The 25,083-nt window shown below is 61.2% G+C and carries 28 protein-coding genes and 1 tRNA gene; 13 read left to right on the top strand and 16 right to left on the bottom strand.

Features of this window, described 5'->3' with window-relative positions; all coding sequences use genetic code 11:
* Positions 1-52: 52 nt before the first annotated feature.
* From ACEK02_RS21130 to aroA, 6 genes are all read right to left on the bottom strand, one after another.
* Positions 53-442 (bottom strand): lipopolysaccharide assembly LapA domain-containing protein, encoded by a 390-nt coding sequence (locus ACEK02_RS21130; RefSeq protein ID WP_371423512.1) that lies wholly within the window; start codon positions 440-442, stop codon positions 53-55.
* 87 nt (positions 443-529) lie between these two features.
* Positions 530-841 carry an integration host factor subunit beta gene (locus tag ACEK02_RS21125; RefSeq protein WP_116659536.1) on the bottom strand — a complete coding sequence of 104 codons (312 nt, stop codon included), beginning with the start codon at positions 839-841 and terminating at the stop codon, positions 530-532.
* Positions 842-1,002: 161 nt separating this feature from the next.
* On the bottom strand, positions 1,003-1,983 hold the full coding sequence (gene sppA / locus ACEK02_RS21120; RefSeq protein WP_371423511.1) for a signal peptide peptidase SppA: 981 nt from the start codon (positions 1,981-1,983) through the stop codon (positions 1,003-1,005).
* 202 nt (positions 1,984-2,185) lie between these two features.
* Positions 2,186-3,889 carry a 30S ribosomal protein S1 gene (gene rpsA / locus ACEK02_RS21115; RefSeq protein ID WP_371423510.1) on the bottom strand — a complete coding sequence of 568 codons (1,704 nt, stop codon included), beginning with the start codon at positions 3,887-3,889 and terminating at the stop codon, positions 2,186-2,188.
* A gap of 261 nt (positions 3,890-4,150) precedes the next feature.
* Positions 4,151-4,789 (bottom strand): (d)CMP kinase, encoded by a 639-nt coding sequence (gene cmk / locus ACEK02_RS21110; protein WP_371423509.1) that lies wholly within the window; start codon positions 4,787-4,789, stop codon positions 4,151-4,153.
* 111 nt (positions 4,790-4,900) lie between these two features.
* Positions 4,901-6,250: a 3-phosphoshikimate 1-carboxyvinyltransferase gene (gene aroA / locus ACEK02_RS21105; protein ID WP_371423508.1), complete on the bottom strand. Its 1,350-nt coding sequence runs from the start codon at positions 6,248-6,250 to the stop codon at positions 4,901-4,903.
* Between the two features lie 147 nt (positions 6,251-6,397).
* Here aroA and ACEK02_RS21100 point away from each other — a divergent pair, with 147 nt between their 5' ends.
* The 3 genes from ACEK02_RS21100 (at position 6,398) to ACEK02_RS21090 (ending at position 7,345) form a co-directional block, all read left to right on the top strand.
* On the top strand, positions 6,398-6,811 hold the full coding sequence (locus tag ACEK02_RS21100; RefSeq protein WP_149529528.1) for a TIGR02300 family protein: 414 nt from the start codon (positions 6,398-6,400) through the stop codon (positions 6,809-6,811).
* Between the two features lie 77 nt (positions 6,812-6,888).
* Positions 6,889-6,964, top strand: a tRNA-Ala gene (locus ACEK02_RS21095).
* 141 nt (positions 6,965-7,105) lie between these two features.
* Positions 7,106-7,345, top strand: coding sequence for a GIY-YIG nuclease family protein (locus ACEK02_RS21090; protein ID WP_371423507.1), 240 nt, complete (start codon positions 7,106-7,108; stop codon positions 7,343-7,345).
* A gap of 22 nt (positions 7,346-7,367) precedes the next feature.
* On the opposite strand, the gene ACEK02_RS21085 is transcribed toward ACEK02_RS21090, so the two are convergent.
* The gene (locus ACEK02_RS21085) at positions 7,368-7,826 is read right to left on the bottom strand and encodes a MarR family winged helix-turn-helix transcriptional regulator (protein WP_371423506.1); all 459 of its coding nucleotides are present in this window, start codon (positions 7,824-7,826) and stop codon (positions 7,368-7,370) included.
* A gap of 160 nt (positions 7,827-7,986) precedes the next feature.
* On the opposite strand from ACEK02_RS21085, the gene ACEK02_RS21080 reads away from it, so the two are divergent.
* From ACEK02_RS21080 to ACEK02_RS21045, 8 genes are all read left to right on the top strand, one after another.
* Positions 7,987-8,412, top strand: a complete 426-nt coding sequence (locus tag ACEK02_RS21080; RefSeq protein ID WP_184512582.1) for an organic hydroperoxide resistance protein — start codon at positions 7,987-7,989, stop codon at positions 8,410-8,412.
* 223 nt (positions 8,413-8,635) lie between these two features.
* Positions 8,636-9,844, top strand: coding sequence for a CaiB/BaiF CoA transferase family protein (locus ACEK02_RS21075; RefSeq protein WP_371423505.1), 1,209 nt, complete (start codon positions 8,636-8,638; stop codon positions 9,842-9,844).
* A 166-nt stretch (positions 9,845-10,010) separates the two neighbouring features.
* Positions 10,011-11,324 carry a sn-glycerol-3-phosphate ABC transporter substrate-binding protein UgpB gene (gene ugpB / locus ACEK02_RS21070; protein WP_371423504.1) on the top strand — a complete coding sequence of 438 codons (1,314 nt, stop codon included), beginning with the start codon at positions 10,011-10,013 and terminating at the stop codon, positions 11,322-11,324.
* Between the two features lie 85 nt (positions 11,325-11,409).
* Positions 11,410-12,291 (top strand): sn-glycerol-3-phosphate ABC transporter permease UgpA, encoded by an 882-nt coding sequence (gene ugpA, locus ACEK02_RS21065; protein ID WP_371423503.1) that lies wholly within the window; start codon positions 11,410-11,412, stop codon positions 12,289-12,291.
* Positions 12,291-13,139: a sn-glycerol-3-phosphate ABC transporter permease UgpE gene (gene ugpE, locus ACEK02_RS21060; RefSeq protein ID WP_371423502.1), complete on the top strand. Its 849-nt coding sequence runs from the start codon at positions 12,291-12,293 to the stop codon at positions 13,137-13,139. Before ugpA ends, ugpE begins: the two co-directional genes overlap by 1 nt.
* Before the next feature lie 6 nt (positions 13,140-13,145).
* Positions 13,146-14,243 carry a sn-glycerol-3-phosphate import ATP-binding protein UgpC gene (locus ACEK02_RS21055; RefSeq protein WP_371423501.1) on the top strand — a complete coding sequence of 366 codons (1,098 nt, stop codon included), beginning with the start codon at positions 13,146-13,148 and terminating at the stop codon, positions 14,241-14,243.
* Between the two features lie 158 nt (positions 14,244-14,401).
* Complete coding sequence (locus tag ACEK02_RS21050) at positions 14,402-14,827, top strand: Hsp20 family protein (RefSeq protein WP_371423500.1); 426 nt, start codon at positions 14,402-14,404, stop codon at positions 14,825-14,827.
* A gap of 106 nt (positions 14,828-14,933) precedes the next feature.
* Positions 14,934-15,200, top strand: a complete 267-nt coding sequence (locus ACEK02_RS21045) for a DUF1150 family protein (protein WP_371423499.1) — start codon at positions 14,934-14,936, stop codon at positions 15,198-15,200.
* A gap of 139 nt (positions 15,201-15,339) precedes the next feature.
* Here ACEK02_RS21045 and ACEK02_RS21040 read toward each other — a convergent pair whose 3' ends face one another.
* Entirely contained in the window at positions 15,340-15,498 is a 159-nt protein-coding gene (locus ACEK02_RS21040) for a hypothetical protein (RefSeq protein WP_371423498.1), read from the bottom strand.
* 51 nt (positions 15,499-15,549) lie between these two features.
* On the opposite strand from ACEK02_RS21040, the gene ACEK02_RS21035 reads away from it, so the two are divergent.
* Both ACEK02_RS21035 and ACEK02_RS21030 read left to right on the top strand, forming a co-directional pair.
* Positions 15,550-15,996, top strand: a complete 447-nt coding sequence (locus ACEK02_RS21035) for a hypothetical protein (RefSeq protein ID WP_371423497.1) — start codon at positions 15,550-15,552, stop codon at positions 15,994-15,996.
* 60 nt (positions 15,997-16,056) lie between these two features.
* Positions 16,057-16,584, top strand: coding sequence for a hypothetical protein (locus tag ACEK02_RS21030; protein ID WP_371423496.1), 528 nt, complete (start codon positions 16,057-16,059; stop codon positions 16,582-16,584).
* A 111-nt stretch (positions 16,585-16,695) separates the two neighbouring features.
* Here the strand turns inward: ACEK02_RS21030 and ptsN are convergent, their stop codons facing one another.
* The 8 genes from ptsN to ACEK02_RS20990 all read right to left on the bottom strand — a co-directional run bounded on the left by ptsN (position 16,696) and on the right by ACEK02_RS20990 (position 25,037).
* Positions 16,696-17,157 (bottom strand): PTS IIA-like nitrogen regulatory protein PtsN, encoded by a 462-nt coding sequence (gene ptsN, locus ACEK02_RS21025; protein WP_371423495.1) that lies wholly within the window; start codon positions 17,155-17,157, stop codon positions 16,696-16,698.
* A gap of 222 nt (positions 17,158-17,379) precedes the next feature.
* Positions 17,380-17,985, bottom strand: coding sequence for a ribosome hibernation-promoting factor, HPF/YfiA family (hpf, locus tag ACEK02_RS21020; protein ID WP_092140795.1), 606 nt, complete (start codon positions 17,983-17,985; stop codon positions 17,380-17,382).
* Between the two features lie 60 nt (positions 17,986-18,045).
* Positions 18,046-19,722, bottom strand: a complete 1,677-nt coding sequence (gene rpoN / locus ACEK02_RS21015; protein WP_371423494.1) for an RNA polymerase factor sigma-54 — start codon at positions 19,720-19,722, stop codon at positions 18,046-18,048.
* A 90-nt stretch (positions 19,723-19,812) separates the two neighbouring features.
* Positions 19,813-20,829, bottom strand: a complete 1,017-nt coding sequence (gene lptB, locus ACEK02_RS21010) for an LPS export ABC transporter ATP-binding protein (RefSeq protein WP_371423493.1) — start codon at positions 20,827-20,829, stop codon at positions 19,813-19,815.
* Positions 20,830-21,026: 197 nt separating this feature from the next.
* A complete protein-coding gene (locus tag ACEK02_RS21005; RefSeq protein WP_371423492.1) occupies positions 21,027-21,701 on the bottom strand; it encodes an LptA/OstA family protein in 675 nt (224 codons plus the stop codon).
* 5 nt (positions 21,702-21,706) lie between these two features.
* A complete protein-coding gene (lptC, locus tag ACEK02_RS21000; RefSeq protein ID WP_371423491.1) occupies positions 21,707-22,456 on the bottom strand; it encodes an LPS export ABC transporter periplasmic protein LptC in 750 nt (249 codons plus the stop codon).
* Between the two features lie 164 nt (positions 22,457-22,620).
* On the bottom strand, positions 22,621-23,235 hold the full coding sequence (locus ACEK02_RS20995) for a ribonuclease D (RefSeq protein ID WP_371423490.1): 615 nt from the start codon (positions 23,233-23,235) through the stop codon (positions 22,621-22,623).
* 125 nt (positions 23,236-23,360) lie between these two features.
* Positions 23,361-25,037, bottom strand: a complete 1,677-nt coding sequence (locus tag ACEK02_RS20990) for a thiamine pyrophosphate-binding protein (protein ID WP_371423489.1) — start codon at positions 25,035-25,037, stop codon at positions 23,361-23,363.
* Positions 25,038-25,083: the final 46 nt, after the last annotated feature.

The raw sequence follows: 25,083 nt of genomic DNA, 5'->3' as shown, positions 1-25,083 counted from the left end.
AAATGGCCGCTGGCAATACCGGGAATGGCAGGAAAAGCCTATGCGCGGGGTTCTACAACGTCGCGCCGGACTTGTCTCGCTCACCAGCCATATAAGGGGAACCCGGCGCCGGGATCCGCTGCATACCATTCCGCGAGGCGGTCGCAGCATGGGCGCGTAGATCAGCCAGTTCTGCACGCGCCCGCCGCACATCGGCCTCGTGCTGACGCGCCGCACGGCGCCAGCGGCCCTGCCTGAACCAGGTAGCCACTCCCCCTGCGATGACGCCCAGGATGGCCGACAGGATGATCACGACGAATAGCGGCATCGTGGCACCGACCGCGGGATAGCTGCTGTTGAACGGATCGAAGGAGACCGTGACCAGATGACGGTTGGCGACGGCGAACACGATGAAGATGATCGCGAGGGGTATAATCACCAGGGCAGAGAAGAATTTGCGCATCAAAGTCTCTCGCGAAGGCGATGCGGGTGCGCATTCCGCTAATGGGCTCAGGCTTGTCAGCCCGAATGCGCGCTACCTCAAGGTTCTCTATGGCGCTGCGCTTGCTTCCGGCGCTGCATTGTCGCGATTCAGGCGCTCGCGCATTTCCTTGCCGGTCTTGAAGAACGGAACGCTCTTCTGGTCCACCGGAACATGCTCACCGGTACGCGGATTGCGGCCTGCGCGGGCAGGGCGATGCTTCACCGAGAATGCACCGAAGCCGCGAAGTTCGACACGATCACCGCGTGCCAGCGCAGCCACGATCTCATCGAGAATCGCATTCACGATGTTCTCAACATCCCGCTGGTAGAGGTGCGGGTTATGCTCAGCGATGCGTTGAACGAGTTCGGATTTGATCATCGAGACGTTGGACTCTGAACGGGAGGATGCATTTCCGTGAAAATGCCTTGAACTGTCAAGACGCTAAATGAAATCGGGCACCTTCGAAAATGCGTGACAAATGCCCGAAACCGTTGTTGCAGCCCTCTTTGCAGTGCGGGAAGGACCGTATGAGCGGTCCCCTAGTTGGTGGTGGCCGGCTGCCAGAGCGCCAGCATGCCGCCGAGGCCGAAACCGTCCATCGCCTGCGTGACGCCGGCCTGCTCGACCTGCCGCGCGATCGCATTGAGACCCACTGCATTGAGTGTGATCGTCGCGGCAGCACGCAGGAAGGTCAGATCGCCGAACTTGGGCGTCAGCTTGAAGTCGCGGACCGGCAGGTCGCTCTTGATCTTTTTCTCAGATACCAGCCACGCCACGGCGGCTTTCTCATCGCCGAGCTGGTCGATCAGCTTGAGGTCCACGGCCTGGCGACCCGTGAAAACACGGCCATCGGCGACTTTCTGTAGTTGCGCGTCATCCATGGCGCGGCGGCTCTGCACGAGCCCGCGGAACCAGGCGTAGGAGTCCTTCACCAGCGATTCGAGCGCCGCCCGCGCTTCCGGGCTGGTCGGCTCGAAGCCGTTGGGCGCCGCCTTCAGCGGCGAGGATTTGACCTGCTCGACTTCGACGCCGACGGTCTTCATCAAACCCGTGAAATTGGGAAACTGGAACAGCACGCCGATGGAACCAACCAGCGAGCTCTGCTGTGCGACGATATGGTCGGACGCAAGCGCCGCGATGTAGCCGCCGGATGCGGCCAGGCCCTCGACGACGACCACCATGGGCTTCTTGGCCTTCACGCGCATCAGCGCGTCATAGAGCTGCTCGGAGCCCGCTGTGGTGCCCCCCGGCGAGTTGATATGAACCACCACCGCGGCAGCCGATGACTTCTCCAGCCGCTCCAGCGCCTCGACGCGATCATTGTTGCTCTGGATCAGGCCCTCGATCTTGATGCGCGCGATCGCACCTGACGACGACAGCGCCTCGGACCCCGACCGCGTCACGGTGAGCCCGACGACGACCACCGCTGCGACCGCTGCCAGCACGGCGGCCACACGCCAGAAAGTCAGCTTGCGGCGCATCCTGCGGCGATCGACGATCACATCGGAATCAAGCGACATCGGAAATCTCCTGGAAGCCCTCGGCGAGAGCTGCGTCTGGCGGAAGCTGCATCTGTCGTCCGGGCAGCGTTTACTTGAGGTATCTCAAATACATCAATTGCGAGGCAATATGAAGAAAACATGGTCGAGACAGCAAAAAGGGCCCCGGTGAAACCGGGGCCCCAATTGGTAGCAGCAAGTGAGTCGAAACTTACTTGCGCGCTTACTTGTCGGTGCTCTGCTTGAGCGCCTTGCCAAGAATGTCGCCGAGGGTCGCGCCCGAATCCGACGATCCGTACTGCGCGATGGCTTCCTTCTCTTCTGCCACTTCGAGAGCCTTGATCGACACCTGGACCTTGCGGGCCTTCTTGTCGAACTGGATCACGCGGGCATCGACCTTTTCGCCGACGGCGAAACGCTCTGCGCGCTGATCCGAACGCTCACGCGCCAGTTCCGAACGCTTGATGAAGGTCGTGAAGTCGGTGCCGGCGATCTGAACGTCGATGCCGGATTCCTTCACTTCGATCACTTCGCAAGTCACGACGGCGCCCTTCTTGACGTCGCCCGGCTCTGCGAAGGGGTCGCCTTCGAGCTGCTTGACGCCGAGCGAGATGCGCTCCTTTTCGACATCGACGTCGAGCACCACGGCCTTGACCATGTCGCCCTTCTTGAAGTTGTCGATGACCTGCTCGCCCGGCTGCTTCCAGTCGAGGTCGGAGAGATGGACCATGCCGTCCACGTCGCCGTCGAGGCCGAGGAACAGACCGAACTCGGTCTTGTTCTTGACTTCGCCTTCGACGGTGGCGCCGACCGGATACTTCTCGACGAAGGTTTCCCACGGATTGCGCATGGTCTGCTTGAGACCGAGCGAAATGCGGCGCTTGGACGAATCGACTTCGAGAACCTGCACTTCGACTTCCTGCGAGGTCGACACGATCTTGCCGGGGTGCATGTTCTTCTTGGTCCACGACATTTCGGAGACGTGGATCAGGCCTTCGATGCCGGGCTCGAGCTCGACGAACGCGCCGTAGTCGGTGATGTTGGTGACGCGGCCGGTGAAGCGCGAGTTCAGCGGATACTTGGCCTCGATGCCCTGCCACGGATCGTCCAGCAGCTGCTTCATGCCGAGCGAAATGCGGTGGGTCTCGTGGTTGATCTTGATGATCTTGACCTTGACCGTCTGACCGATGGTCAGCACTTCGGTCGGGTGATTGACGCGACGCCACGCGATATCGGTGACGTGCAGCAGGCCGTCGATGCCGCCGAGATCAACGAACGCACCGTAATCGGTGATGTTCTTGACCACGCCGTCGATGACCTGACCTTCTTCGAGGTTCTGCACCAGCTCCTGGCGCTGCTCGGCGCGGGTCTCTTCGAGAACCGTGCGGCGCGACACGACGATGTTGCCGCGGCGGCGGTCCATCTTGAGGATCTGGAACGGCTGCGAATTGTTCATCAGCGGGGCGACGTCGCGGATCGGACGAATGTCCACCTGCGAACGCGGCAGGAAGGCGACTGCGCCGTCGAGATCGACGGTGAAGCCACCCTTGACCTGATTGAAGATGACGCCGTTGACCTTTTCGTTGTTCTTGAAGGCCTTCTCGAGCTTGCCCCAGCTCTCTTCGCGGCGCGCCTTGTCGCGCGACAGAACGGCTTCGCCCAGCGCGTTTTCGATCCGGTCGAGGAACACTTCGACTTCGTCGCCGACCTTGAGTTCGCTGTCACGGCCGGGACCGGCGAATTCGCGCAGTGCCACACGGCCTTCAGTCTTCAGGCCGACGTCGATGACGGCCATGTCCTTTTCAATCGCAACCACGATGCCCTTGATGACAGAGCTTTCCTGAAGGTTGCCGCCCGCGAAGGACTCGTCGAGCATTGCCGCGAAATCATCGCGGGAAGGATTATACGAAGAAGCAGTCGAAGCCATTTGTTCTCCAGATGCGGGTATCGCCGGCCGTTCGGGTTAAGGGGCGTCTCAAATGTGAAGTGTCAGGGGTCCGCAACCTCTAACGACCGCCTTGCAGGAGGATGCAAGAACGGGCCGGCAGCATGCCTTCACGATCGAAACGTGGGTAGTACTTGATGGTGTCCGGAGCCTGAAGCGCGTATCGCAGCTCGAGATCGGGAGCGGGCTTTCCTCCAATGACGGCAACGTTTTTGTCTGAGGCCTTTCGGAAAGAAAGAAAAATCAGACCCGTTGCCGGCCCGCTCGAACGGCCTCGACAATGTCGATGGCGGCCCGGACGCCGCCTTCTATATCCAAATTGGAGTTATCCAGCAAGTATGCATCCGCGGCCGGCTTCAGAGGCGCAATCGGGCGGTTCTGGTCGCGTTCGTCACGCCTGATGATATCTGCCAGCACGGCGGCCTCATCGGCTACCTCACCCCGTCCAAGAGCCTCCAGGGTGCGCCGGCGGGCGCGGACCCTGGCATCCGCCACGACGAAGATCTTCACGTCCGCATGGGGGCAAATCACGGTTCCAATGTCGCGGCCGTCGAGCACCGCTCCCGGCGGATCCTCGGCAAAACGCCGCTGGAAATTCAAAAGGACCTCCCGCACCCGGGGGATGGCCGAGACTACAGAGGCCGCATCGCCGACTTCCTGGGTCTTCAGCGCCGGATTGCCGAATTTCTCGGGATCGAGCTCACTGGCGACAGCCACGGCCTGCGCCTCATCGGTCAGGTCCGCGCCGAGATCGAGCATCGCCTTGGCGACCGCGCGATAGATCACGCCGGTATCGAGGTGCCGGTAGCCGTAATGGTGCGCAAGCCGTTTGCCCAGCGTGCCTTTTCCGGATGCGGCGGGACCGTCGATAGCAATGATCATGCGTTGCGCGTGCTCGTCTTGAAGCGATGAATGGCGGTGGATCGGGAGCCGGGCTCGCGCGACCTGCGCGGGCTTAGCACCCGTCGCCGGAAATATCCACGCCAGCCCGCCTCAGGAAAAATCAGCGCCCAAGCGCCGCATCATCGGGATGAAATCAGGGAAGCTGGTGGCGATGAATGTCGTATCGTCGATGGTCACCGGCTTGTCGGAAGCGAGGCCCATGGCCAGTGCCGACATGGCGATGCGGTGATCCATATGGGTGGCGACAAGACCACCGCCGGCAACACGGCCATTGCCGTGCACGATGAGGTCGTCGCCGACGATCTCGACATTGACGCCGTTGACCCGCAGCATGGCTGCCGTGGCCTCCAGACGATCGGATTCCTTGACCCGCAGCTCCTGCAGCCCGCGCATGATGGTCGTGCCTTCGGCAAATGCCGCTGCGACTGCAAGCACCAGATATTCGTCGATCATCGACGGCGCGCGCTCCGGCGGCACTTCGACGCCCGTTAGCTTCGAGGCGGTGATGCGGAATTGCGCCATCGGCTCACCGGCATCGCCGCGGATGTCGCTCTCCTCGATCGACGCGCCCATCTCGCGCAGTGTCGTGAACAGCCCGGTGCGCAGCGGATTGGTCATCACATCGGTGAGCACGATCTCTGAGCCCGGCACGATCAATGCCGCGACCATCGGGAATGCTGCGGAGGACGGATCTGCCGGCACCACGACATCGGCGCCCTTCAGTTCGGGCTGGCCTGTCAGCGTGATCTTGCGGCCGTGCGCGCCTTCCTTCTCGGAGACGATCTCGGCGCCGAAATGCTTGAGCATCAGCTCGGTGTGGTCCCGGCTGGCCTCGGTCTCGATCACCGTGGTGGTGCCAGGGGCCGACAGGCCGGCCAGCAGCACGGCTGACTTGATCTGGGCGGAGGCCACCGGGGTGCGATAGACGATCGGCAGCGGATCACGCGCGCCTTTGAGCGTCAGCGGCAGACGTCCGCCCTCCTGGCTGGCGGTCACCCTGGCGCCCATCAATTCCAGGGGATCGACAATCCGGCGCATCGGCCGGCTGCGCAGCGACGCATCGCCGTCGAATGTCACCTCGATCGGACAGCCCGCGACGGCGCCCATGACCAGCCGGCACCCGGTACCCGAATTGCCGAAATCCAGCGGCGCCTTCGGTGCGGCGAATCCGGCAACACCGACGCCATTGACCTTCCACGCGAAATCGCCTGTTCGTTCGACGCTGGCACCCAGCGCCTGCATCGATTTGGCGGTATTCAGGACGTCCTCGCCCTCCAGCAGTCCCGTAATCCGGGTCTCGCCAACCGCCAGAGCGCCCAGAATAAGGGCCCGGTGCGAGATCGACTTGTCGCCGGGAACGCGGGCAGAGCCGCGCAAAGCGCCGGATTTACGCGCCGTCAGCGGTGTCGGGCGGGCGGCAGCTGTGTCTGATTGGGTCAAGATTGTGTTCCTTCGCGCAGGCGGCTCGTAGCATAAGAGCCACGCTGCGTCACGCCGCGGTCATTCTCACGCAAAGCGCTATTGACAGGGGCGCGTCAACTAGCCAAGTGAAGCACCGTTTTTCAAAAAATCCCCAGGACCCTTCACGTGGCCAAATCCGATCTCGGAACCAAACGCATTTGCCCCACGACGGGCAAGAAGTTCTACGACCTCAACAAGAGCCCGGTGATTTCGCCGTATACGGGTGAGGTTGTGCCGATTGCGCCGATCGCACCGCCGCGGACCCGCGCGGACGCCGCCGCACGCGCAGCGGCAGCATCTGCCGCCGCAGAAGCTCCGGAAGCCGCCGAGAACGAAGAATTGGTCTCGCTGGAGGAAGCCGACGCCGAGGAAAACACCGGCAAGAAGGCTGCCGTGCTGGAATCCGAGGACGATATCGAAGTCGACGACACCATCGATGACGATGAAGACGACGATTCGACCTTCATTGCCGACGAGGAAGAAGGCGATGAAGACGTCACCGACATCATCGGCGACGTTTCGGGCGACGAAGAAAGTTAAATTGTAAGACTTGAGATCACTGCTGATATGTGATCTTGGTTTGCCGCGCGACGCTCCACCCAGTGCGTCGCAGGTTCGGGGCCATAGCTCAGCTGGGAGAGCGCTTGCATGGCATGCAAGAGGTCGGCGGTTCGATCCCGCCTGGCTCCACCACGCTCCGCCAAGAGGCTACGCGTGGCGCAGCCGCGCTTAGCCTCCTGGCGGAGCGTGGTGTCCGGCGAAGCCCGCTAGGGCAAAGACGGACTGAAGTTCCCACTTTACTGCTTGATGACTTCCCAATCGGGCCGAGCCACGATGTGGTACGTCTACATCATCCGCAGCATCAACTTCCCCCATCAGGAATATACCGGCGCGACAGCCGATCTGAAGCGGCGACTCGCCGAGCACAACGCGGGCAAATCCACACACACCGCAAAGTTCATGCCTTGGGAATTGGTCTGGTACTGCGCTTTCCCGGACAAACAACGCGCTCTCGCCTTCGAGAAATATCTGAAATCCCACTCCGGCCGCGCGTTCGCGAAAAAGCGGCTCTGATACTGAGCCACAACGCAGCCCCTCACTCCCCCAGCGCCGCATTCAGCCTGTCGCGTAGCGCCACGAGTTCATTCTTCATCGCGGCCATCTCGCCTACGGTACAGGCTGACGCCGCAAGGATTCCCAGCGGTACGGCCTTGGCCTTTTCGCGCAATGCCTGCCCCTGTGCCGTCAACGCGATCAACATCTGCCGCTCATCCTCCGCGCTGCGGGTGCGCTTGATCAGGCCAGCGGCCTCCAACCGCTTCAGCAGCGGCGTCAGCGTGCCGGAATCGAGAAACAGCCGTTCCCCGATATCCTTCACCGGAACATTGTCATGCTCCCACAGCACCAGCATCGCCAGATATTGCGGATAGGTCAGCTTCAATCGGTCCAGCAACGGTTTGTAGACGCGATTGAACGCATGGCCGGCCGAATAGACGGCAAAGCAGAGCTGATTATCGAGCTGCAGCAGCGGAACAGGTGCGGGTTTCTTGGCCATGATTATCTCCAAAGTCTATTTGGCCACAGGTGACGCCAGACCCCAACCCCTTCACGATCAGTTGAGCACAATTCGATTGCGTCACGCGTTTTATGTATTGCGCACAATATAATTGTGCGCAATTATAATCGGGCAAGACACAACAACGAGGAGACACACAATGTCTGTGAATGTGCTTTACAAGACCAGCGCCAAAGCAACCGGTGGCCGCGATGGCCACGCCGCAACCCTGGATGGCGCGCTTGACGTCAAGCTCACCACGCCGAAGGAACTTGGCGGCGCAGGCGGCGCCGGCAACAACCCCGAGCAGCTGTTCGCGGCCGGCTATGCTGCCTGTTTCATCGGCGCGATGAAGTTCGTAGGCTCGCAGGGCGGCCCCAAGGTACCCGCCGACGTGTCTGTCACCTCCACCGTGGGCATCGGCCCGCGTTCAGCCGGTGGTTTCGGCCTCGATGTCGAACTGGCGGTCTCGCTCCCGGGCTTGCCGCGCGCTGAAGCTGAAGCGCTGGTCGAGAAGGCGCATCAGGTCTGCCCGTATTCCAACGCCACACGCGGCAATATCGACGTCCGCACCGTGATCGTCTGAGTTACGGCGACGCAAACGAATTAACTCTCGGTACGAACGGGCTCGGCCGATGGCCGAGCCCGTTCGCGTTCGTCTGGCGGTTGCGTCATACCCCCGCTCTGGCCATAGCCGCTGCCCGGACAAGGCCATTGCTGACCAGCCGGAAGCCCGCTAGCTCTGACAGCCTTCGACATGCTCTCTGGCATAAAAATATCCCAACGACACTTGAGAGAAGGCTGATTGAATGAGCTTGCCCATAGCTCCCGGCGCGATTGCCGGCCTGCGCGTGATCGATCTGTCGCGTGTGCTCGGTGGTCCCTACTGCACGCAGATCCTGGGTGACCACGGCGCCGACATCGTCAAGGTCGAGCCGCCCGCCGGCGACGAGACCCGCGACTGGGGCCCCCCGTTCCATGACGAGGATGCGGCCTATTTCGTCGGCGCCAATCGCAACAAGCGCTCCATCGGTCTCGACCTCGCTTCCGAGGGCGGCCGCGCCGTGCTGATGCGGATGCTCGAAGATGCCGATGTGATGATCGAGAACTTCAAGCCGGGCACACTCGACAAATGGGGCATCGGCAATGATTTCCTGCGCGAAAAATTCCCGCAGCTGATCCATTGCCGCATCTCCGGCTTCGGCGCCGACGGTCCGCATGGCGGCCATCCCGGCTATGACGCCATCATCCAGTCGATGGTCGGCCTGATGGCCTCGACCGGCTCGCAGGAAAGCGGCCCGACCCGCATCGGCGTCGCGCTCGTCGACATGGCGACCGGCCTCTATGCCTGCGTCGGCATCCTGATGGCGCTGCAGGAGCGTGCAAAGTCTGGTCTCGGACAGTTCGTGGAAGCGACTTTGTATGAGACCGGTCTCGCGATCATGCATCCGCACACCTCGAACTACTTCTACAATGGCGGCAAGCCGCCTGCCCTGACCGGCAACGAGCATCCGAATCTGGTGCCCTATGCCGTGTTCAAGGCGCGCGATGGCAACATCTTCATGGGTGTCGGCAATGACGGCACTTTCCGGAAGCTGTGCCGCGAACTCGGCAAACCGGAGCTCGGCACAGACGTGCGCTTCGCACGCAACCGCGACCGTGTGCAGAATCGCGATGCGCTGCGTGCCGAGCTGGAAGCGATCCTGAAAGATCACGACAGCGCACCTTTGTGCGAACGCCTGCTCGGTGCCGGCCTCCCGGCCGGTCCCGTGCAGTCGATCGACAAGGCGCTGGCCAATGCGCACACGAAGCATCGCGGCGATGTCATCGAGAAGGACTGGTACAAGGGCGTCGCCTCCCCGGTCCGCTTCGACCGCACCAAGGCCAGCCTGCGCCGCGTCCCGCCGAAGTTCAACGAGCACGCCAACGAGATCCTCGGCGAGTTCGGCTACTCCGCGGACGAGATCAAGGATCTCGTCGCCAAGGGAACCGTAAGCGGCTCCGAACGCAAACGATAAGAACGACACGGGGCTGCGCGATCCGCAGCCCCGTTCGACTTCGACTTTTTGCGGCTTCCCAACGCCGCCATTTCCCGCCTAGCATCCGCGCTGTCAAAATGTCGCATGCACGTCATCCGGCGCGGCTACGCGCACAACGAGATGACGGCACTTCGGGAGAAACTGCATGATCCGCCCCCCATTCGCACTTGCTGCCCTGTTCGCATCCACGCTGGCGCTCGCTTCGCCCGCGCATGCGGTGACGGAGATCCAGTGGTGGCACGCGATGACCGGCGGCAACAACGACATCGTCAACAAGCTCGCGGCCGATTTCAACGCCAGCCAGTCGGACTACAAGGTGGTTCCGACCTTCAAGGGCAGCTATCCCGACACCATGAATGCCGGCATCGCAGCATTCCGCGCCGGTACCGCACCGCACATCCTGCAGGTCTTCGAGGTCGGTACCGCGACCATGATGAGCGCCAAGGGCGCCGTTAAACCCGTCTACCAGCTCATGAAGGATGCGGGCGAGCCGTTCGATCCAAACAACTATCTGCCCGCGATTACCGGCTACTACTCGACCTCGAAGGGCGAGATGCTGTCGTTCCCCTTCAATTCATCCTCGATGGTGATGTGGGTCAATCTGGATGCGCTGAAGAAGGCCAACATCGCCGAGATTCCGAAGACCTGGCCCGAAGTGTTCGAGGACGCCAGGAAGCTCAAGGCGGCCGGCTATACCACCTGCGGCTTCTCCAATGCCTGGGCGACATGGGCGCATATCGAGCAGTTTTCCGCGTGGCACAACGTGCCTATCGGCAGCAAGGCGAACGGACTCGATGGCTTCGACACCGAACTGAAGTTCAATTCGCCGCTGCATGTCAAACATCTGCAGACGCTGATCGAACTGCAGAAGGACAAGACCTACGATTATTCCGGCCGCGGCAATGCCAGCGAAAGCCGGTTCGGCTCCGGCGAATGCCCGCTCTTCATGACCTCGTCGGGCTATTACGCCACCGCCAAGGGCACTGCCAAATTCGCCTTCACCTCGGCGCCGATGCCCTACTATCCCGACGTCACCGGCGCGCCGCAGAACTCGATCATCGGCGGCGCCTCGCTATGGGTGATGGGCGGCAAGAAGCCCGACGAATACAAGGGCATCGCGAAATTCTTCAGCTTCCTGTCCGACACCGACCGCCAGGCCAGGCTGCATCAGGAATCCGGCTATCTGCCGATTACCAAGGCGGCTTACGAGAAGACCAAGGCTGACGGCTTCTACGAAAAGAACCCGGTGCTGCAGACGCCGCTGAAGGAGCTGACCAACAAGGAGCCGACCGAGAATTCGCGCGGGCTTCGATTCGGCAACATGGTGCAACTGCGCGACATCTGGTCCGAAGAGATCGAGGCTGCGCTGGGTGGCCAGAAGACGGCGCAACAGGCACTCGACACGGCCGTGAGCCGCGGCAACGCCATGTTGCGGACCTTCGAAAAGACTGCGAAGTAACGCTCCCACGAAGCCCGTTCCAACACCGGAGCGGGCCTTCGACCACGGCATCCAAAGCACCGGCATCGAAGGCACGACCACGTCAATGGAAAAGTCAGCGGTCTTTAAGGGTAAGCTGCTGCCATATCTGTTGCTCGTGCCGCAGCTGGTCATCACCCTGGTGTTTTTCTACTGGCCGGCGAGTCAGGCCGTCTGGCAGTCGTTTTTGCGCGAAGATGCGTTCGGCCTGAATTCGGAATTCATCGGGCTGGAGAACTATCAGGCTCTTCTTGCGCAGCCCGAATATTACAAGGCGATGGCGACGACGCTGGTGTTCTCGTCGCTGGTCGCGGCGCTTTCGCTGTCGATCGCGCTGTTGTTCGCAACCCAGGCCGACAAGAATCTGAAAGCAGCGCCGACGTTCAAGGTTATGATGATCTGGCCCTATGCGGTGGCTCCCGCGGTTGCCGGCGTGCTGTGGCTGTTCATCTTCCACCCGACGCTTGGCACCATGGCACGGCCGCTGCGCCTGATGGGCTTCAACTGGAATCCGCTGCTGAACGGCAACCACGCCATGGCGCTCGTTGTCATGGCCGCGGTGTGGAAGCAGATCGCCTATAATTTCCTGTTCTTCCTGGCCGGCCTGCAGGCGATCCCGCGCAGCGTACTTGAGGCCGGGGCGATCGACGGCGCCGGACCATATCGACGGTTCTGGACGATCACGTTCCCGCTGCTGTCGCCGACCACGTTCTTCCTGCTGGTCGTCAACGTCGTCTATGTCTTCTTCGACACCTTCGGCATCATCGACGCCGTCACGGGTGGTGGGCCGGCCGGGGCGACGACCACCATGGTCTACAAGGTCTATGCCGACGGCAGGCTCGGCGGCGACCTCGGCGGATCGGCAGCGCAGTCGGTGATCCTGATGGTTATCGTGATCGCGCTCACGGCCATCCAGTTTCGTTACGTCGAGCGCAAGGTGCAGTACTGATGGTCGAGCACCGCCGCTGGAACGACATCCTCGCTTACGCGATCCTGATCCTCGGCGTGTTCATCGTCGTCTTCCCGGTCTATGTCGCACTGATCGCCTCGACCCATGACGCCGCGACAGTGGTCAACGGCAACATGCCGATGCTGCCGGGCGGTCATGCGCTGGAGAACTACTACCGTGCGATTTTCGTCGGCGGGTCGCGCTACAGCCGCGAGCCGGTCGGTCAGATGCTGATGAATTCATTCATCATGGCAATGGGCATCGCGCTCGGCAAGATCGTGATCTCGATCCTCTCCGCCTATGCGGTGGTGTATTTCCGTTTTCCGTTCCGCCAGACGGCGTTCTGGATCATCTTCGTGACGCTGATGCTGCCGGTCGAGGTCCGTATCTATCCGACCTACAAGGTGATCGCCGATCTGAAGATGCTCGACACCTATGCCGGGCTGATCCTGCCGCTGATCGCATCGGCCACCGGCACGCTGCTGTTTCGTCAGTTCTTCATGACCATCCCCGATGAATTGCTCGAAGCCTCGCGCATCGACGGCGCCGGTCCCTTCCGCTTTTTCAAGGATACGCTGCTGCCGTTGTCGGTCACCACAATGGCGGCTCTGTTCGTGATCCAGTTCATCTATGGCTGGAACCAGTATCTGTGGCCGCTGCTGATCACAACGCAGGAATCCATGCAGACCATCGTCACCGGTATCAAGAAAATGCTGGCGACGACAGACGAGCTCGCCGAGTGGCAGCTCGCGATGGCCACCGCGATCCTTGCCATGCTGCCGCCTGTCGCCGTGGTTGTGTTCATGCAGCGGCTGTTCGTACGCGGCCTGGTCGAGACGGAGAAGTAAATTCAGATGGCCAACGTATCGCTGCGCAACGTCCGCAAGACCTATCCCGGCGGATTCGAGGCCATCAAGGGCATCGATTTCGAAATCGGCGACGGCCAGTTCTGCGTGCTGGTGGGACCAAGCGGCTGCGGCAAGTCGACGTTGCTGCGCATGGTGGCCGGCCTGGAGACCATCACCTCCGGCCAGATCGATATCGGCGGCCGTGTCGTCAACGAGATCGAACCGGCCGATCGCGATATCGCCATGGTGTTCCAGAACTACGCGCTCTATCCCCATATGAGCGTCTACAACAACATGGCTTACGGCTTGCGCAATCGGGGCATGCCGAAACCCGAGATCGATACGCGCGTGCGCGAAGCCGCGCAGATCCTCGAAATCACGGCAATGCTCGATCGTAAGCCGCGACAATTGTCCGGTGGACAGCGCCAGCGCGTCGCCATGGGTCGCGCCATCGTGCGGCAGCCGAAGGTGTTCCTGTTCGACGAGCCACTGTCCAATCTCGATGCCAAGCTGCGCGTCGCCATGCGTGTCGAAATCCGCAAGCTGCAGCGCAGGCTGAAGACGACGTCGATCTATGTCACCCACGACCAGCTCGAGGCGATGACGCTGGCGGATATTCTGGTGGTGATGAATGGCGGCCAGGTCGAGCAGATCGGCAGCCCGCTCGATATTTACCGCAAGCCGGCGACCACCTTCGTCGCCTCCTTCATCGGCGCGCCGCCGATGAACCTGATCAAGCTGAATGGTGATGAAATCCGTGCCCGGTTCGCCGGCGACAGCCGCAGCGCCGCCGGGACCGGCATTCTCGGCGTTCGGCCGGAAGACCTCGCGATCTCCGGTGAGGCGGCCACAGCCGACGGAATCACCCTGAACCTGACGGTCGAGGCCATCGAGCGGGTGGGCGCGGAAACCTTCGTCTACGGCACCAGCGCGCGGGCTGAGAAGGCCGTCAGCGCCACCCCGGGCGAGCTGCCCGAGGGTGAGATCATCGTCCGCATCCCCGGCCAGGACGCCCCGGCCATCGGTGCGTCGATCCGCGCCACGGCTTCCCGCGACAAACTGCACCTGTTCAGCGCCGACGGCCGCAGTCGGATCGATATCTGATCCGTTTCAAGGCCTTAGTAACGGTTTCCCGGCAAGTTAGGGGTGCTTGAACCGGGCTTTGGCATGCCCATATTGTTGAATGACCGGTTGGCAGAGTGCCGATTGGCCAGGGGTGCCGTAAGGGCCCCTCAAAGTCGCTTCGAGAGGGCTTTGTAGGTATGTCTCGTGTTCCTTCGTTATCCAGTCCGTTCCTTTTGGGATTCGACGAGATTGAGCGTGCGCTCGATCGCGTTGTCAAAGGCGCCGACGGTTATCCTCCTTACAACATCGAGCGGTGCGACCGTAACACCGGTCAACCCGAGCGCCTGCGGATCACGCTGGCGGTCGCAGGTTTCACCCGCGATCAACTCGATGTGACCACCGAGGAAAACCAGCTCGTGATCCGGGGCCGCCAGCAGGACGACAAGACCCGGCAATATATCCATCGCGGCATCGCCGCGCGTCACTTCCAGCGTACTTTTGTGCTGGCAGAGGGGATGCTGGTGCTGGGTGCGGATCTGAAGAACGGGCTGTTGTCGATTGATCTGGCCAGGCCTGAGCCTGAAAGGGTCATTAAGACAATCGCTATCAATGAACACGAATAATGCATGACCCGACAAACTGGTTTCTGGTTTTCGATCAAGTCATGCATCCTGAGTATGGAACGAGTAGCGGACTCGACCGCTTGATCTCATAGAAGGAGTCGAGACGATGACTGAAGTTGTTACGATCAATGAAAATGCCGCCGTCACCACCGAAGCATTGGCGCATCTGGGCGAAGGTATGATCGCCTATGTGAAGCCGGTTCGCTCGGAAGACGTGCCGGGACTATTCCCGCAGGCGCCAGCGATTGCGCCGGGACTGCAGCTGTTCGCGCTGCATGCCGCCGACGGCACACCGATCATGCTCACCGACAGCCGAGAAGCTGCGATTGCGAATGCATGGAGCCAGGAATTGCAGACCGTCAGCGTTCACTAACGCGAACCGGCCAGCATGCAGATGTCAGGATACGCGGTGGAACCGCGTATCCCAATGTCCGAACAACAACTGTCATCATACGCAGCCGCTCGTGCTTCATTTGATAACGCGGTATTTGCTTTACCCCTCGTCAACACCGTCAGCGCAGCATGTGACGTGATCGATTCGGACACGGGCTCCAGCCACCATCGCCATCTGAAAAACCGATCCCCTCATCAATAACAATCCAGATATCCGATGCGATGGCAACATTGCGCCTGATTGCTGCTGCCATTTCACAGAAGAAAACAGTGACCACGCATTCACCATGACTTGAGAAACTCTGGTCATAGTGAGATTCGAGGTCGCCATGAGCGGATCGACACAAGCCCAGATCGTTCAAGTCGAAGACTTGCTGCGGAACTTCGGTGCAACGATCACCCCTCAGAAATCAGATTCAGTTCCCCGGACCAGCTCCCGGAGTTTTGATAGTCGGCCGGTGGTTGCAGCCTGCTTCGCAATCTTCGTTTTTGCGCCGGGCTGCGCAGCGGCCGCCGTATTCCTGATGCGCGCCGACGGCACCGTCCCTCCCATTACCGCGCCCGACGGCAACCCGCCTTTCGTGACCAAGTCAGACCGCTTGCCGGTCGGGCAATTGAGCACTGAGGCCGTTCAGAAACCCGGCGCCCTGGATAGCGCGCGCCTTGTGACGACTGTAGCACTCGCAGATCCGGACTTTCTCTCACCAACCCTGATCCGCGGCAGCCTTGAGGACGGTGCGCTCACAACCTTCGCCGCAACAACCAACCTTCTTTGAACGACTGATCGGACAACGTTTCAACTAACCCCGTCACTCTTCTCACAAGCGAGGAACGCCATGCAAAACAGTGCCGCGATGAACTCGGACGTCAAAGCCCTCCTCACTTTGCTGCTGCTGAAGACCGGCACCAGTTCGCCGGAGATTCACAATGCGTTGCAGCTTGCTGCCGCATCGCGGGTGATGATGGCGGAAGAACATGCCAGTCCGATGCGCATGCAGGGTACAGAAGCTTCGGGTAGCAATGTCGCCAAGCTTCGTCCCGTAGCGGCCGTCAACGTTCCCGAAACGTCAGCGGCAGTGCGACGCATGAAGCAGAGTGCAGACGCGATGAATTCCGACGTCAAGGCGCTGCTGACGCTGCTGCTACTCAAGAGCGGCGCGGATTCCAGTGAGATCCAGACAGCACTGCGGATGGCAGCCTCATCGCGCGCAGCTGCCGCAGCAGAAGAAGCAGAATCGGTCCGTGCCGAAACGCAGGCCGAAGCCGCCTCTGTAGCCATGAACGAACTCGCATCGATCACCGCGCGGCAGGCGGTGCGCAACGAGTCGCTCGCTCCAATCTCCGCAAGGGAATTCGCGGCGTAAGCCGGCGAGGCCAACCAGCCTTCCGTCCCCACACAGATATGGGCCTGGTTCGGGGTACAGAATCGCCCGGTCAAACCGGGCGCTTCTAGCGCAAGCTGCGGGGTGAGACGGTTAAGCGGCCGTCGCCGGCGGCAAAGCGAGCACGGAATAGATCGCCTGCGCGTCACGGGAGGCACGCAGCTTTTTGGCGACGTCCTGATCGCGCAGGAGACGTGCTATCCGTGCCAGCGCCTTCAGATGATCGGCGCCGGCACCTTCAGGCGCCAGCAGCAGAAACACCAGATCGACCGGCTGGCCGTCCATGGCCTCGAAATCGATCGGACGGTCGAGGCGCGCAAACAGGCCGAACAGCTTGTCGAGTTTCGGCAACTTGCCATGCGGAATGGCAACGCCATAGCCCACGGCCGTCGTACCGAGCTTCTCGCGCTGCAACAGCACCTCGAAAACGGCGCGGTCGTTCTGACCGGTGAGCGCAGACGCGCGCGCCGCGAGCTCCTGCAGCGCCTGCTTCTTGCTGTTGACCTTCAACGCCGGGATTATCGCCTCGGGCGCGACCAGATCGGTAATCGTCATTGACCGTTCCGAGGATGTTTGACCGTCAGCGGGTAGTTAGAACCAAAACCGGCAGCGTCAAGAAAGACTGGAAAGGGCATCGTTCCCTGTGGTGGAAAACGCACCGGGCGCGAACGCCCGAACGTACTCTAGCACCGGAACCCCCCATGCGAAATCCATTGACGGGCATAACCTGTCAAAGGCGGCGGACCATAGGGAGGGGGCGTTTGGGCGTCAATGCCGTCAAGACGGTTTAACCACCGGCGGATCGACCCAACCCACGTTACCGTCCCCCCGTCGATAAACGATATTTAGCCGGCCGGTACTGCCATGCTGAAATACCACAACCGCGGCGCCGGTAAAGTCGAGTTCCATGACAGCTTCGCTCACCGAAAGCCGCTTCAGCGACCTCGTCGATTCGGCAATGATGACCGGATCGTAGCCGCCGTCGGCATCGTCCTCGTGATCGGGGGCCTCAAGGATGTAGCTCGGCGCGTCCAAAGTCGGGGCCGTGAGTTCGGCCATCGCCTGATTTTCCGCATGCGCCTTGCGCGCGGAACGATCCTTCAGCCGGCTCTTGTAGCGACGTAAACGTTTCTCGATCTGGAGCAGCGCCTGATCGGCGCTGGCATAAGCATCCGCTGCATTGGAGTCCGCTTCGAGCGTAATTCCGGAATCAAGATGCAACGCACAATCAGTGCGGAAGCCGAAGCCGTCCTTGCTGAGCGTAATGTGGCCGGAATAATTGCCATCGAAATATTTGCGAAGGACCTCGTCGGTCCGCTCGCTCACGCGGCCTCGCAAAGCGTCTCCAACATTGATGCTTTTTCCCGAGATACGAAGGGTCATGCTGATGCCTCGATTCGTTCTGCGCTGAACCGACAGTATCCCGTTTCCGCGGGAGTGCAATCAAGCTGGTGCAGTGTCGCGGGATCGGTCGGTTGTCCTGTCGGACGATATGGCGGGCGCCGTGAGTGCATTGCCGAGCATACTCTGCTTGTCGCGGCGGCGCTGGACCGAAGATGGAATACGCATGGCTTCACGGTATTTGGCAACGGTACGGCGCGCGATATCAATTCCGGCTTCGCGCAAGCGTTCCACAATCGTGTCATCCGAAAGAATAAGAGAAGGACTTTCTCCATCGATCAATTGCTTGATGTGATGTCGCACCGCTTCAGCCGAATGCGCTTCGCCACCATCAGCCGACGCTATCGACGCCGTAAAGAAGTATTTCAATTCAAAGCTGCCGCGATTTGTCGCCATGTATTTGTTGGCGGTAACGCGCGACACTGTCGATTCATGCATTTGAATGGCATCAGCAACCGCCTTGAGATTCAGCGGCCGCAGATGCGCAACACCCTGCGTGAAGAAGCCATCCTGTTGCCGGACGATCTCGGTCGCAACCTTCAGGATAGTACGCGCGCGCTGATCCAGCGCACGCACCAGCCAGGTCGCGTTCTGTAAACAATCAGTGAAGTACGACTTGTCGCCATCCTTGCGGATCGTTTTTGACAGTTCGGAATAATAGACCTGATTCACGAGAACGCGCGGCAGCGTGTCGCTGTTCAATTCGACATGCCAGCCGCCATCGGGACCGGGCCGCACGTAAACGTCGGGCACAACAGTCTGGGTCCGCGCCGAACCGAATTTCAGACCGGGCTTCGGATCGAGCCTGCGAATCTCGCCGATCATATCGGTGAGGTCTTCGTCGTCGACGCCGCAGATTTTTCTGAGATTGCCGATGTCGCGCTTGGCCAGGAGATCGAGATGCTCGACCAGTGCCTGCATCGCAGGATCGTAGCGGTTCTGTTCACGCAACTGGATTGCGAGACATTCGCTGAGGCTGCGTGCGCAGACCCCCGGGGGGTCGAATTTCTGCAACGCACCGAGAACAGTTTGGACATCGTCAGTAGATGCGCCCAGTCGCTCATGCACATCGCCAAGATCTTGCGGCAGGTAGCCGGCCTCATCGACGAGATCAATCAGGTATTGACCGATCATGCGTTGCACGGGCGATGAGAACGCCACCGCGAGCTGTTCGGCAAGATGGCTGCCGAGCGTCACCTCTGCGGCAACGAAGGCCTCAAGATTGTAGCTGTCGTCATTGGAGGCGCCGCCGCCCCATTCGGTATAGGCGGTTGGGGCTGCGTCCTGCGCGTTACGCGCGGCGGCTTCGGCCGGCTCTTCGGAGAAGACATTGTCCAGCCCGGTATCCAGGGTCTGTTCGATCTCGGCGCGGGTGCCGAGTTCGCGGTTCATCCACTCGTCGGGCGCCGGCGCATCGAAGCTATCGCCGCCTGAACGATCGGAAAAATCGGAATGGTCGCCGCCATCGTCCTGGCCGGAAGCATAGCCCGCCTCGTCGTGACCGGAGAACTCGCTGCGCTCGGGGGTGGCCTCTCCGGCCACCGGCGGCTCAGGACCGTCGCTGGCGCGTTCCAGCAGCGGATTGCGCTCCAGTTCATCTTCGACAAAGGTTGCAAGATCGAGATTCGACAACTGCAGCAGCTTGATGGCCTGCATCAGCTGCGGCGTCATCACCAGCGACTGAGATTGCCGGAACTCTAGTCTCTGCGTCAGCGCCATGGAGGCAAAAACCGATCCAAAAGTTGGTCCGTTTCTTGCTTATCTCTTTCCCAGCCTGATGTACACGACTTGACGAATTGTAAATTTGGTCTAGAGGCGGAATTCCTCGCCAAGGTAAAGGCGACGCACGTCCGGGTCAGCCACGATCTCCTCAGGAGACCCCTCCGTCAGGATTTCACCAGCATAGACGATATAGGCGCGGTCTGTCAGCCCCAGCGTTTCGCGCACATTATGGTCGGTAATCAGCACACCGATGCCGCGATTGGTCAAATGGCGGACCAGATCCTGAATATCGCCCACCGCAATCGGGTCGATGCCAGCGAAGGGCTCGTCGAGCAGCATGTAATTCGGTCGCGTCGCCAGTGCACGCGCGATTTCAACGCGGCGGCGCTCACCGCCGGACAAAGCGATCGACGGTGACTTGCGCAGTCTCTGGATGTTGAACTCTTCGAGCAGGGAATCCAGCTCGCGCTCACGTTTCTTCCGGCTGGGTTCGACGACTTCCAGCACCGCTCGGATATTCTGCTCGACCGTCAGACCGCGGAAAATCGAGGCTTCCTGCGGCAGATAGCCGATGCCGAGGCGAGCACGCTGATACATTGGTAGCTGGGTGACGTCGTGGCCATCAAGCTCGATGGCGCCGCTGTCGGGCTTGATCAGGCCGGTGATCATGTAGAACACCGTGGTCTTGCCGGCGCCGTTCGGTCCGAGCAGGCCGACCGCCTCACCACGACGAACATAGATACTGACGCCGCGGGTGACCTGCCGTGAGCCGAAGCTCTTTTTCACATTATGGACGGCCAGATAGCCCGCACGCGGAGACGCTTTTGGTGCGGCGGCGCCGTTGGTTCGGGGCCGCTGCGGCGCCTTCTCCGGGCGGCGGGCCGGCGCCTGCTGCGGGGCACGCGGGGCCTCCGCCCGGGCCTGCGGAACCTGGGGGGTATCGGCCGGGCCGGTGCGAACCAAGGGCGGCGCCTCACGGCTGGGGCTGCCCAGCATGTCGCCCATGCTGTCGCCAAGCGCCGTGATGTCGACCGGCGAGCGCGCAAAACCCTGCGGACCGCGTTTCGGAGCGCGCCGACGGAACATGCCGAGGAAATCAACCATTCGCGCTTCGATCAGCCTCTAAACGTCATCCGCGCCACGTCGCGGCATGTTTGACCAATGGGAACAGCATGGCGGACTAAATGTCCCTTGCCCAGCCGAACGCCAAGCCTTCCATGTCGATTAAAACAATGGCGATAACTGGTTGTGCGACCGGTTTCAACAGGACCCGGCTCGTCCATGTCGGTAAATCATTAGATTTACTTGGGTTTTCCGCTTCCAGGCCCAGGTATGATCGAGGTCGGGCCACCGCCACCCTTCTGCTGGCCGGACGACTCGAACATGCCTTGAACCCTGCCGCTGTTGGATTCAACGCGTGAGGTGCCCGTGGTCATATCCACGGTCAGACGATCGCCGCGCAGCACATTCTTGCCCTGGGTGAGGACAACATTGCCCTGCATGGTGACGAGATTGGACCGGGTGTCGAATACCGCCGTCTCGCCGGTGACGACCTGATCCTTCTGGGTGACGATAACGCCGCCGCGCGCTTCAAGTCGCTTGATCGCCGACGAGCCGCCCGGACCCGGTTGCGCCGCCTTGATCGGCGTCTTGGGAGCAGCCTTGGCAGCCGGCTCGTTCGCCGAGCCACCGCCGTCATAGAAGACCACGAGCGTCTTCGACTTCATCGTGGTGTCACCCTGCACGACCTTCACATCGCCTGCGAATGTCGCTTCCTTTTTCTTGTCGCGCATTTCCAGCGATGCGGCTTCGATCTGAATGGGCTGATCGCGATTCTGCGAGAAGCCCTGCATCGCATTCGGCACACCCTGCACCGCGCTCTGCGCATTTGCATCGCCTGTCAGAGCGAGGGCGAGCACGGCAATCGCAGCACCGGTCACCCCGCGGAGTCGGATATTATTGAAGAGAAAAATCATCACATTCATTTCGCGTTGGCGCGCTTGCCGTTGGCGGCCCGCGGCCTCGCAGGCTCCGGCGCGACTTCAGGCTCTGCCACGGTCTCAGGCTGAGCCGAAGCATCCGGCGAAGGTGGGTCCATCTTCAGGTTCATCGACACACCACCCTCGAACCGCACCAGCTCGCCATGTTCCGTAATGCGCATCCGTTGCCCGAGCAAAGTGCCGTTGAGAAGTTTGACATCGACCGGCTCGTCCGATCTGACGGTGCCATTGGCGATGTCAATCTCCGCCTGAGTCAGCCGCGCTTCGTAGCCGGTCGTCGTTTGCAGGAAGATGTCCTGATACAGATAGAGCATCTGCGCCTTCGAATTGAACTTCCCGGTGCGGGCATCCATCGTCATCGTCGACTTGTCTTCCATCATCACCTTGGCGCGCAAGGTCGTCAGTTCGACATTGTCAGGGTCCGTCAGATCCTGCGTCGCGGCCTTGGCCCATAATTCATAGGGCCGCCCGTCCGGCGAGAAGCCTGACAGATGCGGCGTCTCCATAGTGATCTTAGTACCCGAAACGACCAGATTGCCCATGTCGAGCGGCAATTTGGCGAGGATCCGGAACGGATTGAAGATCGATACACCGACGATCGCGGCCATCGACAGGATCACAACGGCAGGGACAGCGATCCGCAGCACGCGCACCAAACGGCTATGGCGTGCAGCGGCCCTGAACCGCGCATCCATGCCCGCCTGATAGCTGGGAACCTGAACTGAACTCACCGCCGCTCCAACGGGCCATGCCGAGAAAGGCCATGCCAAACCAGTGCTAGTCTACGCTGAAATGCACCGGTTTGCAGCCCCGCCCCACCAGAACGAGGACTATGACCGAAACGCGGCGGGAGGACCCCTCAGATGTTTCAGAAAGTCACTTCGCCGCAAGCCGGTCACGAATGGGCGAAAATGTCTTCGTTTTCCCAGCCCGACAGGTCGAGCTTGGCCCGGGTCGGCAGGAATTCGAAACAGGCCTGCGCCAGCTCCGTGCGGCCCTCCCGCGCCAGCATCACGTTCAGCCGCTCGCGGAGCCCATGCAGATGCAGCACGTCCGATGCGGCGTAGGATAGCTGGGCCTCACTGAGGGTCTGGCTGCCCCAGTCGCTCGACTGCTGCTGCTTCGACAGATCGACGCCGAGGACTTCGCGGACCAGATCCTTGAGGCCGTGTCTGTCGGTATAGGTGCGGCACAGGCGGGAGGCGATCTTGGTGCAATAGACCGGCGAAGGCATGACGCCGAGCGCATTGTAGAGCGCAGCGAGATCGAAACGCGCGAAGTGGAAAAGCTTGGTGACCTTGGGATCGCCGAGCAGCTTCTTCAGGTTCGGCGCATCCGTGTGGCCCGCCGGGATCTGCACGACATCAGCGCTTCCATCGCCGGGCGAAAGCTGCACCACGCATAGCCGGTCGCGATGCGGATTGAGACCCATGGTCTCGGTGTCGATCGCCACCGAATCGGTGTAGCGGCTCAGATCCGGCAGATCGCCGCGATGCAGGCGGATGGTCATGGTCTCAGTTGCCTCTTTCAGCGCCCGCGATTCGAGGGCTTCAGGAGACTTTAGCGCCCTATCGCAGGGGTGACGAGAGGTTCCCTTCAGATTGGAAGCCCCGGACGGGCTTACCCGGACTGGCCTTAGAGACTGCGGTCAGGCGTCAGCTGATTGCGGTTGACGCGCAGTTCGATGATCGCGGGGCGCTCCGCCGCTACGGCCCGCGCGAAGGCGGCCGGGAAATCGTCATGCGCCTCGATCGCCTCGCCATGGGCCCCGTAGGACTGCGCGAGCGCGGCAAAGTCGGGGTTGAGCAGATCCGTGCCGCCCGGGCGATTTGGAAAATTGAGTTCCTGGTGCATCCGGATCGAACCATACATCGCATTGTTGACGATGATGACGATGATCGGCAGTTGCTGCTGGACCGCCGTGGCGAATTCCTGTGAGGCCATCATGAAGCAGCCGTCGCCGGCCAGGCAGACGACCCTGCGTTCCGGATGGCGCAGCTGCGCGGCAATGGCGGCCGGCAGGCCGTATCCCATCGAACCCGACTTTGGCGCGATCTGGGTGCGGAGCTTGCGGTAGCGATAGTAGCGATGCAGCCAGATCGTGTAGTTGCCAGCGCCATTGCTCACGATCGCATCGTCCGGCAATTGCGAATTCAGATGATCGATCACCTTGGCCAGATCGAATGGCGGCGCATCGGTACGTGGCGCCTGATAGTCCTCATAGGCCTGACGCGATTCAGCACGCCAGCCGGCCCATGCGCTACTCTCAAGCGGCGGCAATTTGGCGAGCGCCTCGGCGAAACGCGACGAATTGGCGGGAATACCGAGTGTCGGCACATAGACACGGCCGATCTCTTCCGGACCGGGAAACACATGGATCAAGACCTGTTTGGGCGTCGGAACGTCAAACAGCGAGTAATGATTGGTGGTGACGTCACCCAGCCGATCACCAATCACGAGCAGCAGATCGGCCGTTTTCACCCGCGCCATCAGCGGCCGGCTGCAGCCGAGGCTGATATCACCGATATATTGATCGCTGCGGTTATCGAGCACGTCCTGTGAACGAAAGCCGGCGACGACAGGCAGATCATTGCGTTCGACAAATGCTCTGAATTGTTCCGCCGCAGTGGCCGTCCAGCCGAGATTTCCGACAATGACCAGAGGTCGCTGCGCTTTCTGTAACAGCGCGCGGACGTCAGCCATCTGCGCGTCTGAGGGGGCCGCCTCGATGACTGTCGCCGGCGCCGCATCAGCGACCTCGCTGACAGAACCGAGAATATCTTCCGGAATCGACAACACGACGGGTCCCGGACGCCCTTGCATCGCGACATGGAAGGCGCGGCTGACCAATTCCGGAATACGGTCGACGGAGTCGATCTCGACCACCCATTTCGTCATGTCGTCAAAGGTTCGGACGTAGTTCATTTCCTGGAAGGCCTCGCGGCCCAGATGGCCTCGCGGCACCTGGCCGACGATCAGGATCATCGGCGTGGAATCCTGCCACGCAGTGTGTAATCCGAGTGCGGCCTGCATGGCTCCCGGACCGCGACTGACGACGCAAATGCCGGGCCGTCCCGAGATCTTGCCGTCGGCTTCCGCCATATGGGACGCCGTTGTCTCATGCCTGCAGACGATGAAGCGGATCCCGGCATCCGGCTCATAGAGCGCGTCAAAGATTGGTAGTGCGCTTTCACCGGGCACGCCGAACATGCGATCGACGCCGTTGCGGCGGAGCGCCGCGACGAGAATCTCGCCACCATTGCGCAGAACGGCCTTGTCGACCGATGAAGAAACCGGGGCGTGCTTGTTCATGGAGTCTCTCGTTCTCTTGTCATTCGCACCGCCGACAGAGGGCTGG

The sequence above is a fragment of the Tardiphaga sp. genome (assembly GCF_041424195.1).
Classification (GTDB): Bacteria; Pseudomonadota; Alphaproteobacteria; order Rhizobiales; family Xanthobacteraceae; genus Tardiphaga.
The sequence above is the reverse complement of the archived record's forward strand: the minus strand, read 5'-3'. Positions and strand labels throughout refer to the sequence as shown.